This window comes from Salinisphaera sp. (genome assembly GCF_002729955.1).
Taxonomy (GTDB): domain Bacteria; phylum Pseudomonadota; class Gammaproteobacteria; order Nevskiales; family Salinisphaeraceae; genus Salinisphaera.
The window spans coordinates 94,078-110,611 of record NZ_PBYA01000028.1 but is presented as its reverse complement, the minus strand read 5'-3'; the positions used below and the strand labels follow the sequence as shown (position 1 = coordinate 110,611).

At 62.4% G+C, this 16,534-nt stretch carries 9 protein-coding genes; all 9 read left to right on the top strand.

The window, feature by feature from the left end:
- The first annotated feature begins 555 nt into the window (after positions 1-555).
- The 9 genes from CMN27_RS08015 (at position 556) to pelG (ending at position 16,187) form a co-directional block, all read left to right on the top strand.
- On the top strand, positions 556-1,563 hold the full coding sequence (locus CMN27_RS08015; protein WP_293625451.1) for an NAD-dependent epimerase: 1,008 nt from the start codon (positions 556-558) through the stop codon (positions 1,561-1,563).
- A gap of 467 nt (positions 1,564-2,030) precedes the next feature.
- Entirely contained in the window at positions 2,031-3,158 is a 1,128-nt protein-coding gene (locus CMN27_RS08010; RefSeq protein WP_293625450.1) for an MraY family glycosyltransferase, read from the top strand.
- Between the two features lie 594 nt (positions 3,159-3,752).
- Complete coding sequence (locus CMN27_RS08005; RefSeq protein WP_293625449.1) at positions 3,753-6,608, top strand: endo alpha-1,4 polygalactosaminidase; 2,856 nt, start codon at positions 3,753-3,755, stop codon at positions 6,606-6,608.
- The gene (locus CMN27_RS08000; protein WP_293625447.1) at positions 6,601-10,251 is read left to right on the top strand and encodes a tetratricopeptide repeat protein; all 3,651 of its coding nucleotides are present in this window, start codon (positions 6,601-6,603) and stop codon (positions 10,249-10,251) included. Before CMN27_RS08005 ends, CMN27_RS08000 begins: the two co-directional genes overlap by 8 nt.
- A 57-nt stretch (positions 10,252-10,308) precedes the next feature.
- On the top strand, positions 10,309-10,833 hold the full coding sequence (locus CMN27_RS07995; RefSeq protein ID WP_293625445.1) for a hypothetical protein: 525 nt from the start codon (positions 10,309-10,311) through the stop codon (positions 10,831-10,833).
- A gap of 44 nt (positions 10,834-10,877) precedes the next feature.
- Positions 10,878-12,242, top strand: coding sequence for a PelD GGDEF domain-containing protein (locus tag CMN27_RS07990; protein ID WP_293625443.1), 1,365 nt, complete (start codon positions 10,878-10,880; stop codon positions 12,240-12,242).
- Positions 12,229-13,221 carry a HEAT repeat domain-containing protein gene (locus CMN27_RS07985; protein ID WP_293625441.1) on the top strand — a complete coding sequence of 331 codons (993 nt, stop codon included), beginning with the start codon at positions 12,229-12,231 and terminating at the stop codon, positions 13,219-13,221. Before CMN27_RS07990 ends, CMN27_RS07985 begins: the two co-directional genes overlap by 14 nt.
- On the top strand, positions 13,218-14,801 hold the full coding sequence (gene pelF / locus CMN27_RS07980; RefSeq protein ID WP_293625440.1) for a GT4 family glycosyltransferase PelF: 1,584 nt from the start codon (positions 13,218-13,220) through the stop codon (positions 14,799-14,801). The genes CMN27_RS07985 and pelF overlap by 4 nt, the downstream gene beginning before the upstream one ends.
- A 3-nt stretch (positions 14,802-14,804) precedes the next feature.
- A complete protein-coding gene (gene pelG / locus CMN27_RS07975; protein WP_293625438.1) occupies positions 14,805-16,187 on the top strand; it encodes an exopolysaccharide Pel transporter PelG in 1,383 nt (460 codons plus the stop codon).
- Positions 16,188-16,534: the final 347 nt, after the last annotated feature.

The window sequence follows — 16,534 nt, the reverse complement described above, 5'->3', positions numbered from 1 at the left end:
GGGGGGCATCCCAGTTAACGTTCGGCTGCATGGTATCAACCCGGTGAATTGGCAGCGGGGTTAGGGCAACGGCCTGGGCCCTCTGGCGGTTCTAGGCTAGCGTGTTCTATCAAGTGTCGCCAGTAGGCGCGTCACCTATTGGCTGGGCTTGCAAACTCCCCGTTATCGGGTGCGATATGCGGGTCTGTTTTCGGCCAGGTAACAGGGGAGCCTTCGGCGCGCGGCGTGTTGCCGACGAGAGGGGTAAGGCAGGTTTGGCACATGGTGGTTACGTTTCCTTGTCGGCTTACGCTTCGCTAAGCCGACCTACGCTGTGGCCGAACTTGTACAGCGCGACGGGCGCCGAACGTGTACTCACAAGAGGGATTGGACGGTTTGACGGCTGGGGCTGCCGCTGCCTTGTCGGCTTACGCTTCGCTAAGCCGACCTACGTCCTAAGCTGGCCTGCGTCCACAAGGTACGTGCGCGACGTGGTCCGGGGCAATGCCTCGCGCGCGTTATACTGCGCGGGCCGTGCTGCTCGCGCGGTGGTCCATTCATCAGGTAATCGTTCTTATGAAGGTACTCGTCACCGGTGCGGCCGGGTTTATCGGTTCGCATGTTGCGCATCTGTTGCTCGATCGGGGGGAGACGGTCGTCGGCGTCGACAACTTGGATCCGTATTACGATCCGGCGCTCAAGCAGGCGCGGCTGGATCGGCTGATTGCGCGGGACGGGTTCGAGTCGGTTCATATGAACATCGCCGATCGCGAGGCCATGCCGGCGCTGTTCGAGGCGCACGGCTTCGATGGGGTGGTGCATCTGGCCGCCCAGGCCGGGGTGCGGCATTCCATTACCCATCCGCACGACTATATCGATAGCAACGTCACCGGCACGCTGAATGTGCTGGAAGGGTGTCGGCATACGAAGGTTGGGCACTTGGTGTATGCGTCGACGAGTTCGGCCTATGGTTTGTCGACCGACATGCCGTTTTCGCCGCAGGGCACAGCTGACCATCCGGCCGCGATCTATGCGGCTTCAAAGCGCGCGAACGAGTTAATGGCGCATTCCTATTCGCATCTTTTCGGCCTGCCCACGACCGGGCTGCGCTTTTTTACCGTGTATGGGCCGTGGGGGCGGCCGGACATGGCGTTGTTCCTGTTCACCCGCAAGATGCTCGCGGGCGAGCCGATCCCGGTGTTCAACCATGGTAAGCACCGGCGGGACTTCACCTACGTCGACGACATCGCTGAAGGGGTGGCGCGCATCCTCTACAAACCGGCCGAGCCGGACCCGAACTGGTCGAGTGATGCGCCGACCCTGGGTACCAGCTGTGCGCCCTGGCGAATCTACAACATCGGTAATGGCGACCCGGTGCCGTTGATGGACTATATCCATCGGCTCGAGGAATGCCTGGGGATCGAAGCCGAGAAAGAGATGCTGCCCATGCAGGCGGGCGATATCGAGGCGACCAGCGCAGATGTAACGGGTTTGTTCGAGGCCGTGGGTTATCGGCCCGAGGTGCGTGTGCAGGAAGGCGTGAAGAACTTCGTGGATTGGTATCGCGGGTATTATGGGGTTTGAGTTTGTTCTTAGTATGTACCCGTAAGGATCTATTTTAGAATAATAAATAATTTTTAGGGTTCGTTCTCTGTCGGCTTACGCTTCGCTAAGCCGACCTACGGTTGGGCGGTTGCTCAAAGGGTGCGTATTCGCTTAACGCGGGGTGCACGCAAAACGCTGGGAAGCGGACGACCATTCACGATGGCTCGGGTGTGCGGCAGCGGACCGAACTGCGGAAATTTGCGCATGTCGACGCTTTTCGGGCTCGGTCGAGCGTTCGAATGGCGGCGACTTGCATAAGCCCGCCTCGAAAGAAGCGTACACTGCCCCGCGCTAGGAACGACATGAGAGGTGATATGCAAGCTGCTGAATTTCAGAGTATTTATCAGCACAAATTTGGACGGCTATCGTTCGGCTTAGGGATTTATTTCCCAATTCGGCCTGCGTGCGCGATGATTTATTAAGGTCGCATTCAAGCAACCGTCATAATGTCCGATGTAATATTGCGCCGCGACAAGAGCCAGAACTGGTTTCAACGAGGGCTGAACGGTAGCTGTTTCACCATGATCAACACCTTTATCGGCCTCATTGCTTTCGCCTTGAGTGCCGCAGCGATACTTATATTGCGCCCTCTTTGCCACAAGATCGGCCATGTCGATCACCCTGGCGGCCGCAAGGCTCACTCGCTGGCAACGCCGCTTTGCGGCGGTTTGGCCATCGCCCTCACGGTTGTGCTGCTGGGTATTGGCATGGTGCCGTCCCGCCAGTTTGCCGGCTTTGCGTTCGGCATTACTGTGCTCCTGGTGCTCGGCGCGCTCGACGATAGAAAGCATGTGCCGGCGCCGGTGCGGCTTGCGCTGCAGACGCTCGCCGTCGGTGCGGGGATGTGCTTTTTCGGCGAGGTCTACCTGCAGAATCTGGGCGCGATATTCGGCGCCGAGGATTTCGAGCTCGGTGGTCACGCGATTTGGTTCAGCATTTTTGCCGCGGTTGGCATCATCAACGCCGTCAACATGGTGGATGGCATGGATGGCCTGGCGGGCGGCTTCTCGGTAATGATCGTGGCGACGATCCTCGCGCTGGCGGCCGGGACGAGCGCGGTCAACACCGTGCTTCTGTGTGTGACGCTGGGCAGCGTGCTGGGGTTTCTGGCGTTCAATCTGCGCATGCCCTGGCAGAAGCATGCGCGTATTTTCCTGGGCGACGCGGGCTCGCTGGTGCTCGGCTTCATTCTGACCTGGTTCACCATCCAGGCAGCGCAGGGCCCTCAGGCCGTCATCGAGCCTATTACTGCGGTCTGGCTGTTCGGCCTGCCGCTGGCGGATACGGTCTATTTGATGGTTTCCCGTGTCATGCGGGGTAAGAGCCCTCTTGCCGCGGACAGCTATCATTTTCATCACCTGTTGCAGCGCCTCGGGCTGTCGCCCGGCTGGGCGCTCTACGCATGGCTTGCCGTGGCGGGCGCCTTCATGACCGCAGGCCTGGCCAGCCAGGCACTGGGCGTGAGCGAAGCGACGCGGTGCATGGCTTTCGTGGTTGTGTTTGCCGGTTACTGCCTGGCTACCAATGCCCTCTGGGCGCGCGTGCGCCAGCGCGTTCTGGCGCCGGCGGCCTAAGCCTTTCAATTATCTCGGAATACGCTGCTCCTTCCGCGCGAGGAGCGCGTTTTAGTCGTGGGCCTGGTGCGTCGAATGAGTGCGCGCTCACGGAAAAGAAATATTTTCGCTTTTAAGTGTGCGGTTGCGCTCGCGTTTCGTGGTAGATTGTTCCCAGTTGGGTATCGCGAATACCCAACGGTTTGGGGGACGTCACAGAAGAGGCGATGATGGCGCACGGTCACGACGTCGGTCTTGCGGTGCATGGCTACAGTCTGGTGGGGCCGCGCGGTGATGCGTCGGTGGACGCTAATAGCTCGCCGGCTTGGCAGCGCGACGGTAACCGTTCGTTGTTCGCGCTCGATTTGGCGATGGGTTACGGCCGCTTCGGCCTCGGGCGCATGCCCGCTCGGCGCGGGAAATCAGGGTGACTATCGTTACCGCGATGGCATCGAATACGCAGGTTACTCGTGCGCAGCGCGCGACTCCGGCCTTTGTCTTGTTGTGCGCGCAAACCTGTGTTTCCGCGCCCAGGCGGATTGCGCGGTATCCGCGCGCGTCGCTGGTGCCCAGCAGATGTTCTGCCGGGCCAGGTTTTTGTGAAGGAGTTCGTGCGTGAGCACTTTCCGCCCGTTCTTAGATGAAACGTGTGTCAGCGCCGATAGCGCTCGTCGCTGGCAAGCCATGGTTCTGGCCCTGCTGGTGGCCCTGGTGGCAGTGTTCATGGCGAGCAGTGCGCATGCGGATGTCGACGGCCAGCCGAGCGTGGCGATCTATTACGGTAACGATGTGCCCGTCGATATGCTCGCGCAGTTCGATTGGGCGGTGGTCGAGTCCGAGCATATGGGCGAAGGCCAGCTCGATGAACTCGAGCAGTACGGCACCCAGGCATTCGCCTATGTGAGCCTGGGCGAAGCCGAACACTGGCGTGCGGGCGAGAGCCTGCCGAGCGAGGCATTCAAGGCGCGCAACGAGGGCTGGAACAGCCAGGCCGCCGACCTGACCCAGAAGAAGTGGGGCGACTACATAATCAATGAGCGTATCCGCCCGCTCTGGAGTCAGGGCTACCGCGCACTGTTCCTGGATACGCTGGACAGCTACCGCCTGTTTGCCACCGACGAAGCGTCGGCGGCCGAGCAGCAGCAGGCGCTGGTGGCACTGATCAAGCGTATTCGTTCGGAATTTCCCGGTATCAAGCTGCTGCTCAACCGCGGCTTCGAGATTCTGGATCGGGTGCGCGGCGATATTGTCGGCGTGGCGGCCGAATCCCTGTACCAGTCCTGGGATGTGCGCACGCAAAGCTATCGCGATGTGAAGCCGGAAGATACGCAGTACGTGCTGGATCGGCTGCGCGAGGTGCGCAACGACTACGGCCTGCCCGCAATCGCCATCGACTATGTCGAGCCGGCCGATCGTGAACTCGCGCGTGAGACCGCGCGCCGCATCGCGGACGAAGGCATTGTGCCGTGGGTGAGCAATGGGGCGCTCAATCAGGTGGGCGTAGGTTCGATCGAGCCGATGCCGCGCAAGGTGCTCGTGCTCTTTGATGCCTCCGAAATCGAGTACAACGAGGTGGCGTATTCGAACGCGCACCTCAATATCGCCATGCCGCTGGAGTACCTGGGCTATGGCGCCGTGTACAAGGATGTGGACGGGCCGCTGCCTGACGACACGCTGCGTGGGCGCTATGCGGGCGTGGTGAGTTGGCTCAACGGCCGCGTGGGTGCGCAGTCGGCCTATCGCGATTGGCTGCTCAAGCAGATGCGAGATGGCGTGCAGGTGGCCATGTTCGGCTCGCCGGGTGTTCCCGTCACCGGCGAATTGTCGGACCTGACCGGTTTGCAGGTCGTCCCCTCGATTTCCGACAAGGGGCTCGAAGTCGTCGATCACGACGACATGCTCGGCTTTGAAGGTATGCCCAGTACGCCGGCCACCAACGAGACCGGCTATGAGCTCGTGGGCGACGGACTCACCGCCCATCTTTCCATGCGTGACGGCAACGGATCGAACTTCGTGCCGATCGCCACTGGCAGCTGGGGTGGCGTGGCGCTGTCCCCTTGGCTGGTCCAGCAGGGCATGGCCGATCAGGCCCGCTGGATCCTGGACCCGTTCGCATTCTTGAAGCGAGCGCTGGCGCTGCCGGATATGCCCGTCGCGGACGCCACGACCGAAAACGGTTCCCGCTACTGGATGACCGAGGTCGACGGCGACGCGTTCATGAACCGGGCTGCGTTCCCCGGTAACCCGTTCACCAGTCAGGTGATGCTCGAGCGCATATTCAAGCAATATCGCGTGCCCACGACGGTATCGGTGATCGAGGGCGAGCTTTCCCCGGAAGGCCTATACCCCGAGCTGTCCAGCCAGCTCGAACCGATCGCACGCGAGATATTCAAACTGCCCTGGGTTGAAATCGCCTCGCATACCTTCAGCCACCCGTTCGACTGGCCCGCGCTCGAGGAGGGCGATCTGGCCGGCGAGGGGCGGACCGCAGCCGGCTTTGCCTACAACCTCCCGATCAAGGGTTATCGGTTCTCGCTTGAGAAAGAGGTCGCCGGCTCGACCCGCTACATCAATGAAAACTTGGCGCCGCCCGGCAAGCGGGTGACGACACTGCTGTGGAGTGGTAACGCGCTGCCGCCGGAAAAGGCGCTCGCGATCGCGGACCGGCTGGGGCTTGAGAACCTCAACGGTGGCAATACGCACATCATGTCGGACAACCCGACGCTGCTTGATGTGACCCCCATGCTGCGGCCGCAGGGCAACCACCTGCAGGTGTATGCCCCGGTGATCAACGAGAACGTCTATACCAACGACATGACGGGACCTTACTGGGGTTTTCGGCGTGTGATAGAGACGTTCAAGCTCACCGACGAGCCGCGCCGGCTCAAGCCGATCGACATCTATTACCATTTCTATTCCGCCGGACGCCCGGCCTCGCTGAATGCGCTCAAGGACGTCTACGCGTATGCGCGCAGTCAGCGCACGTTGCCGCTGTTCGCCAGCGAATACAGCCGTATCGCGCGCAACTGGTATGACGCAGGGATCGCCCGTCGCCTGGACGGCGGCTGGCAGATTACCGGGGCCACACATATGCGTACCCTGCGCCTGCCGCCCGCACTCGGCTGGCCCGACATTGCGGCATCCAGTGGCGTTGTGGGCGTGAGCGATCTGCGCCCCGGGCGCTATGTGGCGCTTTCGGGCGAACCGCGGGTGACGTTGCAGCTGCAACGTGGCGAGCCGTCGACGCCCTATGTGCGGCGCTCGAACGGCCGTATCACGCAATGGCTTAACAGCGGCGGTGACGTGACGCTGGAAATGGCGGCTGAGCACGTGCCGCTGGAGATCGAGCTGGCCGGCACGGCCGGTTGTCGTGTCTCGGCAGACGGCGCTTCGCGTCGAGGTGGGGGCAATACGGTAACGCTGCGCTACACAGGCAGTACGTCGGGACCTGTAAGGATCGACTGTGGCTGAACACAATCAAGAACAAGACCCGCCCAAACGCACACGCTTTGTTCGGCCGCTAACGCTGCTGATCATCACCGTAGTGCTGGTGGTAGCCCTGGTGCTGCTGTTCCCGGCACGCCGCTTTCTGTCGCTCAGCCAGGTCGACGGTGGACGAGACGACCCGAGCAGCGTGTCGATCACCTATCTCGAAGCCTTGCTGGAAGCCAACCCGGGCGACGATCAGCTGCGGCTGAAACTGGCACGCCAGCTCGCCGCGGCAGGGAACATCCCGAAGGCGATGGAAGTGATGCAGCCGTTGGCGGATAGCACCGACGCGAACGCTCGCTGGCTGTATCACCAGATTTCCTGGCAGGCCTTCAACGCCCTGGCCGCGGACGACCCGCGCCGTGACGCCCAGCAGGGCGAACTGATCGCGCAGATGAACGCGCTCGAACGCAATGAGTCGTTGAGCACGGAACAGCTCGAGGTGCTTGCCGGTCGCTGGCTTGAACTGGGCCGGCCGGCACGGGCAGCCGATCTTTATGAGCGCCTGGCCGTACAGGACCCCGCACGCGCCTACGATTGGTACGGCGAGGCCGCGCGCTGGTGGCTCGCCGCCGATGCGCCCATGCGTGCTGCCCAGGCGTGGCAGTCGGCGTTTGCCGCGACCGACGACGAATCCCTGCGTCGGGATGCGGCACTGGCCGCGCTCGATGCCGCGCAGCAGACCAATGATGGCAGCGGTCTGCGCATGGCGGGCGAGTTTATCGACGCCTACCCCAACGATCCGACGTTCCTCGATATCGGCATCGAGATGGCGCTGGCCAACAACCGGCTCGCCCAGGCACAGACCTGGTCGCGCCGCTATGTGCAGCTGCGTCCGGACGATGAGCAGGGGCTCGAGCGCGACGCGCAGATCGCCCTGGCGAACAATCAGCTGGACGAAGCGCTAGCCGGCCTGGAGCGGCTGGTTCGTCGTAACCCCGATAACGAGAACCTGCGCGCCCAGCTTGCCCAAGTGCAAGTCTGGGCCGGGCAGCCCGCGGCTGCATTGGCCAATTACAAGTGGCTGGCGCAGCGCAGCGGCTCCGATGCGTACGATAATCAGATTATCGACATCGGCACCGACCTCAACGACACGTCCGCCGTGCTCGCCGCATTGCAGCGTATCCAGTCACGGCACCCGCTGAGTACCAGCCAGCGGCGCCTTCTGGTTGACTTGCTCAACAGCGAGGGCGACCCCGATCGCGCGATCGCCATGTTGTCGGACTGGGTGCGCGAAGGCTCGCCCGACGAAGACTTGTGGGTGCGGCTGGCGATGATGCAGGAGCTCAACGGCGATCTGCCGGGCGCGTTGGCTACCTGGAACGAAATCGCGTCGCGCTTTGGTCGTAGCGTGGAAGAGAGCCAGGCGCGAGGGCGTCTGCTAACACGTCAGTGGCAACTCGATGAGGCGCTGGCGGTTATGACTTCGCTGCCGAACAAGCCCGGCACGGCCACCGAGCAGGAGGTCTTCTACTGGGAAACGGTGGGTGAGCTGGCCTGGAATCAGAACCGCCCCGCGATCGCCCGCGATGCCTATTACCAGTTGTATCTCGGGCGCAAGCTCGACGAGACAGGGTATCTTCGTCTGGCGCAGACGGCTGTTGTCACTGGCCGCATGGATATGGCCATGGAAGTGGCCCGTACCGACTGGCGCGAGAACCAGCACGGCGACATGATCGTGTCCATGCTGGCTGCCGCTCAGCGGGAAAACCGGCCCGATCTCACCCGCGAACTCATCGCCATGGCGCAGACGCGCCCGGCCGTGTTCGAGCAGTCGGCAGACTACTGGCAGCTTTATGGCGATTACCAGTATCAGCAGCGTGATCTTGCAAAGGCCCGACGCGCCTATTTGAAGTCCCTTTCCCTGGCGCCCGACGATGCCGGCACGCGCGCGGCCTTGCTCGCGACGTTGGCGGACGGTGGCTATACCGACGAGCTCGCACGTTACGTCAACGCCTGGTCCGACGACGCCAAGAACGATTCGCGGCAATGGCCCGTGTTTGCCATGGCATACAGCCGGCTTGGGCAAACCCGGACCGCCTTGCCGTGGTACGACCGCGCGGTACAGCGGGACCCGGACAACTATCTGCTCGTGCTCGACTACGCGGACGCGCTCGAGCGCGGGCGGCGCTTCGACTCGGCGCGGCGCATGCGCGAATATGCGCTCACCGAACTGCGCCCGCGCTTGATGCGGCATCTGCAGGAGCAGGGCAAGCTCACTCGCGAACAGCGCGAGGAGGATGGGCGCATTCTGTCGGTGCAGGCCAACATGCTGGGGGCGGACGAAGGTCGCGACTGGCTGCGTCGCGCCCTGGACGGGCGCAGCGGTGACGAACTCACGCCGACCGACGTCGAAATGCTGTTCGGCTACTATCTGAGTGAAGAACAGCCGGCGTACTCCCGCTACTGGTTGCTACAGGCGCATCGGCGCCGGCTGGAAACCGAGGATTGGCAGGAGTTGGCCGTGGCCCTCCAGGCCAACGATCAGGTGGCGATGCAGCGCATTCTGGAAGGCTCCCGCCCGGGCGGCGATATTGGTATCGCCGATCGCATTACCGCGCTGCGCCAGCTCGACTACCGTGCCCGCGCACTCGTACTGGCGCTCGAGCACGAACGCCCGAACGAACCCTATGTGACGGGTATCGACGTGGTGCCGCGTTACGCCGCCGAGCTTTATCAGACGATGCCGCAGAATTTCGGCACGGAACTGATTGTGCGCAGCATCAGTGACCTGGATATCAACTCCGAAAGCGTGTTCCTTCGCCTGAGCGGCGAGAAGCTCTCGACCCGTGTCGAAGTGGGCGCGCGTCAGCTGTCAGCCGACGACGATCTGGTCGACCTCGATGGGCTTGAGGACGAGCAGTTCGCGAACGTCGTGCTCAACTGGCGCGAGCGTCGCGGCATGACGACCGTACGGGTGGGCGCCGTATCCACCGATGCCAAGGATATTGCCCAGCTGGGTCTGCGCCAGGACTGGCAGCTCACCAGCAACGTCGGCGCCTCGGTGTTCCTGGACATCAATACGCTGGCGGACGATACCGCCCAGCTGCGCGCGCTCGGGCTCCGCGACGATCTGGGCGTGGGCCTGGAATGGGTGCTCAACCCGCGCGACAGTCTTTCGCTGACCGCGACCTACTCGCAGTATCACTCACGCGAGGATCGCAATGATCTGGGCGACGGCTACGGTTTGGAAGCGTCGTTCGCGCATTCATTGATGGTTGGCCCGACGCATCAGGTACAGGCGCGGGTTTTCGCGGATACGTCGCAGAACTTCCTGGAAGACGATCTGCCGTCGGACATGGCGGCACGGCTGCCGGCCGGCACCAACCTCAACGATGTCGTGCCCACGCGATATACCTTCCTCGGCGCGGGGCTGTCGTTCGCCCGCGGTATTCCGGGAGAGGAGTATCCGCTGGTGGCGTCACCGCGCTATCAGCTCAACATCGATACCGGCTATGTGCTGCCCGACAACGAATTCGGCATCAGTGCGAACTTCGCGATCGGCAGCCGCGTATTCGGCAGCGACGAGTTGAGCCTGAACTTTGGCGTCGATCAGACCGGCAGTCAGACTCAGGACAATTCGTACAGCGGTTCCATCAAGTATCAGTATTTCCTCGGCCGTTAACGCGCCGATCAAAGAACGCTCAACAACGTCACTCGTAGGCAGGGAGAAACCACCACCATGAAACGCTCTACTCTTATCGCAGGCCTGTTCGCGCTTGCCGTCGCCATGCTTTCCGGCTGTGCCGTCACCGATGTGCACCGCAGCCAGCAGCTCGACGGCTCGGCGCGCTGGGCGCTGCTGCCGATCGCCAACTATGCGGAAACGCCTCAGGCCGGCCAGCGTGCCGAATCCATCCTGACCACGCTGCTGCATCAGCGCGGCGTGCGTACGCTTACCCCGGCGCCGCGCAGCGACAATGGCGGTCTGCCCGAATTCGACCAGAACGCCGCGCTCGATCAGGCGATCAGCTGGGCCCGTAGCCAGGGCTATCAGTACGGCGTGACCGGCGCGGTCGAGGAATGGCAGTACAAGACCGGCCTCGACGGCGAGCCGGCCGTGGGCGTCAGCCTGCGGGTTATCGACATCAACACCGGCGCCACGGTGTGGAGCGCCTCGGGCTCCAAGGCCGGCTGGGGCTATGCCACCGTCAGTGGCACCGCGCAGAAGCTGATGAGCGATCTCGTCGGCGACATGCCGCTTTAAGTTTGACCCGCGTCTAGCCGGCCCGAAAGTACGAAAGGTTGCCTATGGTCACCCAAATAGAAGACGTGAACTACCAGGTGCCACCCATCTGGGTGCGCATGCTGGAAACGGCGGTCCTCACGCTGCTGGTACCGGTGGCCGGCTGGCTGTTCAATGCCGACGACCCGCTGTTCTACGCCAGCGCGTTCGCCTGGCTGATTGTCGGGCCGCTGCTGGCCGGGCTGCGCTATGGCTTTCTGTTCGGCTTCGCTTCGGCGCTGCTTACGGTCGCGCTGATGATGATCGCCGCGGGCACCGGCTGGGGCGACGGCCTTCTGCCGATCGAGTACGCCATCGGGGTGCTGCTTACCGGCATGGTGGCCGGCGAGTTCACCGATATCTGGCGGCGCCGTATCACCCAGATGAAGATCATCAACGACTATCAGGGCACCCGTCTTGAAGAGTTCGTGCGCAACTTTCATGTGTTGCGTGTTTCGCATGATCAGCTCGCCGAGCGTCTGGCGGCCAATCCGCACAACCTGCGCGATGTACTGCTTGCCCTGGCCGAGCGTTTCGACGTGGTGGAGCCGGGCGACGATATTCTCACCGAGCGGGCCAGCGACCTGTTGAGCTTCATCTCGCACGAGGGTCGTGTAGAGCAGGGCGCGCTTTATCGCGTCGACGAACGCGAACGCGTCGAGCGTGAGCCGTTGGCGTTCATCGGCGGTCGCCCGGCGGATAGAGATATCGCGAGTGATCCGATGGTGCAGGCCTGTCTTGAGCAGCGCTGCATGATCAGCCTGAAAAGCGAGATGGAAGTCGAGCTGCAGAATCGCGCCCAGCCGTTGCTGGCCGTGATTCCGCTGATCGACGTCAACGACAAGATCTGGGCGATCGTGACGGTTACGGAAATGCCGTTCGTCGAATTCGAGCGCGGTAATCTGCATTTGTTGTCCGTGCTGGGCGGCAATCTCGGCGATATCATCACCGAGGCTTATGCCCGTACGCCTGCGGACGCCGAGCTGGCCCGCTTCCAGTTCGAGGAACGGCTCAAGCGCTGGTCGCGGTATGCCGCCCGCTACAAGCTGAACTCGCTGCTGGTGGCCTTCGAAGTGCCGGGGCATATCGACGATGTGAGCAGCGCGACGCTGGCGGATCTCATCTACGAGCAGCTGCGTGCCCTCGACTATGCCTGGACCACCGATCTGGGCCACGACTCGAAGCTGATATACGTGCTCATGCCGCTCACGCCCGAGCGTGGCTCGGCGGCGTATCGCGAGCGCATGACGCTGCTACTCAACGAGCGTTTCGGTGTCGACGTGGCAGAAAGCGGTCTGGTGTTCCACCAGCGCAACGTCGATGGCAAACAGTCCGCTGCCAATCTGGTGGCCGGTATTCGTCGCCAGGCCGAGCAAAATGCGCCTGCTTAGCCTGATTCTCATTCCGGTGGGGTTGCTGATCGAGGCATTGGCGACCTGGGCGTTCGTCATCGGCTGGCACGAGCCGGTGGCGCTGCTCACGATCCTTTTAGTGCACCTGCTCGGCTGTGCGGTGCTCATCGTCGGGCTGTATCTGGCCCTGCCGCCGACCTACAAGCGCCCGGTGGGCGGCGGTTTCGCCTTTCTGGCGACCGCCAGCATGTTTACGCCGCCCCTGGGTGCCATCGGGCTGACGCTGGGCATGCTATCGGGGCTCTATTTTGCCTACCGCGAAAAGCCCAAGGCCTGGGACGCGCTGGCAATTCCGGACCTGCCGTTCCAGCCGGTCACGGTCGACCCGAACGACGTATTCATGCGCGATGGCCTGTCGTCGGTGCTGACCCACTTCGACGACCGTAACCGTCGCCAGCAGGCGATCATGGCCTGTCGTCATCTGCCGCGTCGCGACGCGGTGCCCATCCTGCGCTCGGCGTTGAGTGATTCGGCTGACGAAGTCCGCTTGCTGGCCTATGCCATGCTCAACTCGATCGAGCGCGACCTGGAAGGCCAGCTCAACGAGGTGCGCGACGCGATCGCGGCCAGCGGCGATCCGGACGGCGAGCTACACGAAGAGCGTGCGCTGTTGTTCTGGGAGTTTTCCTATCTCGAACTCGCCAAGGGCAGCGTCAAGGAGCTCATGCTCACCAAATCCCGCGATGCCCTCGACACCGCGATCGAGCGTAATGATTCGGCTCAGCGTTCGCTTTTGCGAGCGCGTATCTGTATGGAACTTCGCGACTATGACGAGGCCGAGGACGCGCTGCGCCGCGCCGAGCGCCAGGGTTTGTCGAGCGACGATGCCGCGCCGCGCTGGGCGGAGCTGGCCTTCGTGCGCGGCGATTATGGTGAAGTGGCACCGGCGCTGTCGCGCATGAGCCCTCGCGCACTCAACAATCCTGTTATGCGGCCGGTGATGGAGTACTGGTTATGAAATGGCCCACCCTGCGCCCGAACGACCCGCCGGCGGACGTCACGCTGCTGCTCGAAGGCACCTATCCTATGGTGCGCGGCGGCGTGGCCAGCTGGGTCGAACAGATGATCCGCGGCTTGCCGCATCGTCGTTTTGCGATCGTATTCATGGGCGGCAGCGAAGCTGCCTATAACGGCATTCTCTACGACAAGCCCGACAACGTCGTGCATTTGGAATGCCATTACCTGATGGACGCCGGCCAGAGCGTCGACGAGCCGCGCCAGTTCGAAGGCAACCGTAAGGCGTTCAAGGCCAGCGACGAGTTGCACCAGTACTTCAAGGATCCGCGCAGCTCGGACCCCAACACCCAGCTGTGCGAAGTCGCCCAGCTACTGGGCAAGAAGGGTGGGCTGGCGCATGAGGATTTCCTCTACAGCCGCCAGGCCTGGGAACAGATCGTCGACTATTACCGCAAGTACTGCACCGATCCGTCCTTTCTTGACTACTTCTGGTCGGTGCGCAACATGCACTCGCCGTTGTTCATGCTTGCACGTATCGCCCGCAATCTGCCGCCGAGCCGCTGCCTGCATTCGATCTCGACCGGTTATGCGGGCTTCCTGGGTGCGCTGGCGCGGCATATGCACGATCTGCCGTTCATCGTCACCGAGCACGGCATCTATACCAAGGAACGCCAGATCGATCTCACCGAAGCCGAGTGGATCAAGACCTACGACGACGTGCTGACACACGGTTTTCGCCATGACGTGAGTTATATCCGCCGGCTATGGATTCGGTTCTTCGACGGCATCGGCCGGCTGACCTACGCGGCAGCGAACCCGATCACCACGCTTTACGAGGGTAACCGGGAGCGCCAGATCATCGACGGCGCGCCGGCCGAACATACGCGTGTGATTCCCAACGGGATCAACATCAGCCGTTTTTCGCCGCTGCGCGAACAGACGCACCAGAATACGGCGCCCATCATCGCGCTGATCGGGCGCGTCGCGCCGATCAAGGAAATCAAGACGTTTGTGCGGGCGATGCGTATCGTCGCCTCGCGTCTGCCGGGTGCTCAGGGCTGGATTGTCGGCCCGGAATCGGAAGACCCGGAATACGCGCAGGAATGTCGCGATCTCGCGGCCCAGCTGGATCTGGGCGGTATCGTGCAGTTCCGCGGTTTTCAAAAGGCCGAAGACGTGTTCGCACGTATCCGTGTGGCCACCCTGACCTCCATCAGTGAAGCACAGCCGCTGGTGGCGCTCGAGGCGATGGCGTCGGGTATTCCGGTGGTGTGCACGGACGTTGGATCCTGCTACGAGCTGGTACATGGCCATCCGAAAGACCGTGCGACATCGTTGACCACGCCGGCCGATCCCAAGCATGCGGCAGGGCGCATCGTGCCGATCGCGGATCCTGGCGAAACCGCTGCTGCCATTCTCGATCTGCTCAACGATCGTGAAGCCTGGGAGTCGGCCCGCGAAGTGGGCATCAAGCGCGTGGACGAGCACTATTCCGAGCAGCTCATGCTCGAACGTTACGAACACCTTTACGCGGAAGCGACCGATCAGCGGGCGCGACCGGTAGCTGCCGCAGGGGAGTAGGGCATGGCCGGTATCGGTTTCGAGCTGCGCAAGCTGCTACGCAAGGACAGTTATTTCGGGCTGCTGCGTGCCTACGGCTACGCCGGCATCATCAGCTCCGGGCCCTGGGTTCTGTCCATTCTCGTGATCATGGCCATCGGCCTGCTCACGCTGGGCCTGCTGCCGGATCGCTCCCAGCAGATCTGGCAGTTCCTGGTGTCGGTCACCTATCTGGTCGCCGCGTCGCTCAGTCTGTCGGGTATTGCCCAGCTGTTGTTCACCCGCTTTGTGGCGGACCGGCTGTTCGAAAAGAAAGACGGCACCATTCTGCCCAACCTCATCGGCTTGCTGACGATGATGAACGTGTTGGCGGCGGCGATCGGGTTCGCGGTGCTTTACGCGTTGTTCGATGGTACGCCGTTGCTGTATCGCGTCGAGATGTTCGTCGGCTTCGTGCTGCTGACCAATATCTGGTGCATCACCGTGTTCATCACGGGCATGAAAGCCTACCGGCAGGTGCTCTGGGCGTTTTTCATCGGCTATGCGATCACCTTCGTGCTGGGCATGGCGCTGCGCCGCTACGATCTCGTGGGGCTGCTGGGCGGCTTCGTGGTTGGCCAGGGTATTCTGTTCTATATCCTGCTGTTTCTGGTGTTGCGCTATTACCCGGGCGACAAGATCGCCGCGTTCGATATCCGTCATGCGAAGATGACGTATCGCTCGCTGGCCTTTACCGGGCTGTTCTATAACCTCGGCCTCTGGGCCGACAAGTTCCTGTTCTGGTACAACCCCGCGACCTCTGAGCAGGTCATCGGGCCGTTGCGCGCCTCGCCCATTTACGACTTCCCGATCTTTCTGGCTTATCTGTCGATTGTGCCGGGTATGGCGGTGTTCCTAATCCGTCTGGAAACCGACTTCGCCGAGCGCTACGACGCCTATTACAACGCCGTGCGCGGTGGCGATACGCTGCGGCATATCGAGCTGCGGCTGGACCGTATGGTCGAGACGGTGCAGCAGGGCGTTTACGATATCTTCAAGATTCAGGGTATTACCGTGGTCGCGCTGTTGTTGATCGCGCCGTCGCTGATCGACTGGCTCGGCTTTTCGCCGTACTACGTGCCCCTGTTCAATATCGATATCGTCGCCGTTGGCATGCAGGTGCTGTTCATGGCGATTCTCAACGTCATCTTCTATCTGGACAAACTCAAGATCGCGCTCGGACTGTGTCTGCTGTTTTTGGTGAGCAACGTGCTGCTTACGCTGCTGAGCATGTATCTCGGTGCGATCTTCTACGGCTATGGCTTCGCCATCTCGCTGATGATCTCGTCACTCGCCGGGCTGGCCTTCCTCGACCGCGAGTTCCAGAAGCTGACCTACCAGACCTTCATGCTCCAGCGGCAGGGGTAACCGATACTTGGGCGCGGGTAGGGTAGTGCCTACCCGCGCGCCGGATCGCGCGGCCAGACCCGTAGCGCGAGACGGCTCAGGCTACCGGCGGTAAGCCGTCCCGAACGACGGCGCCCGGCCAGCGTTACGCGCACGTCCCAAAGTAGAGTCGCCGTTCAGCGTTGGATTACGCTTCGCTAATCCAACCTACGCGGGTCGGAACCGGGCAGGGCCCGTAGGTCGGCTTAGGCCGCAGGCCGTAAGCCGACATGAACCCCGACGCACCGCCAGCCCTCCCAACGCTGTACACGCCTCCCGCCGACGAGGCGCCGTTTGGTATTGGATGAGGCTTACCTAATTCAACCTAC

What these genes read in the sequence shown, in the direction of transcription:
- CMN27_RS08015 (WP_293625451.1), top strand. Translation starts at nt 556, where the DNA reads ATGAAGGTACTCGTCACCGGTGCGGCCGGGTTTATCGGTTCGCATGTT.
- CMN27_RS08010 (WP_293625450.1), top strand. Translation starts at nt 2,031, where the DNA reads ATGTCCGATGTAATATTGCGCCGCGACAAGAGCCAGAACTGGTTTCAA.
- CMN27_RS07995 (WP_293625445.1), top strand. Translation starts at nt 10,309, where the DNA reads ATGAAACGCTCTACTCTTATCGCAGGCCTGTTCGCGCTTGCCGTCGCC.
- CMN27_RS07990 (WP_293625443.1), top strand. Translation starts at nt 10,878, where the DNA reads ATGGTCACCCAAATAGAAGACGTGAACTACCAGGTGCCACCCATCTGG.
- CMN27_RS07985 (WP_293625441.1), top strand. Translation starts at nt 12,229, where the DNA reads ATGCGCCTGCTTAGCCTGATTCTCATTCCGGTGGGGTTGCTGATCGAG.
- pelF (WP_293625440.1), top strand. Translation starts at nt 13,218, where the DNA reads ATGAAATGGCCCACCCTGCGCCCGAACGACCCGCCGGCGGACGTCACG.
- pelG (WP_293625438.1), top strand. Translation starts at nt 14,805, where the DNA reads ATGGCCGGTATCGGTTTCGAGCTGCGCAAGCTGCTACGCAAGGACAGT.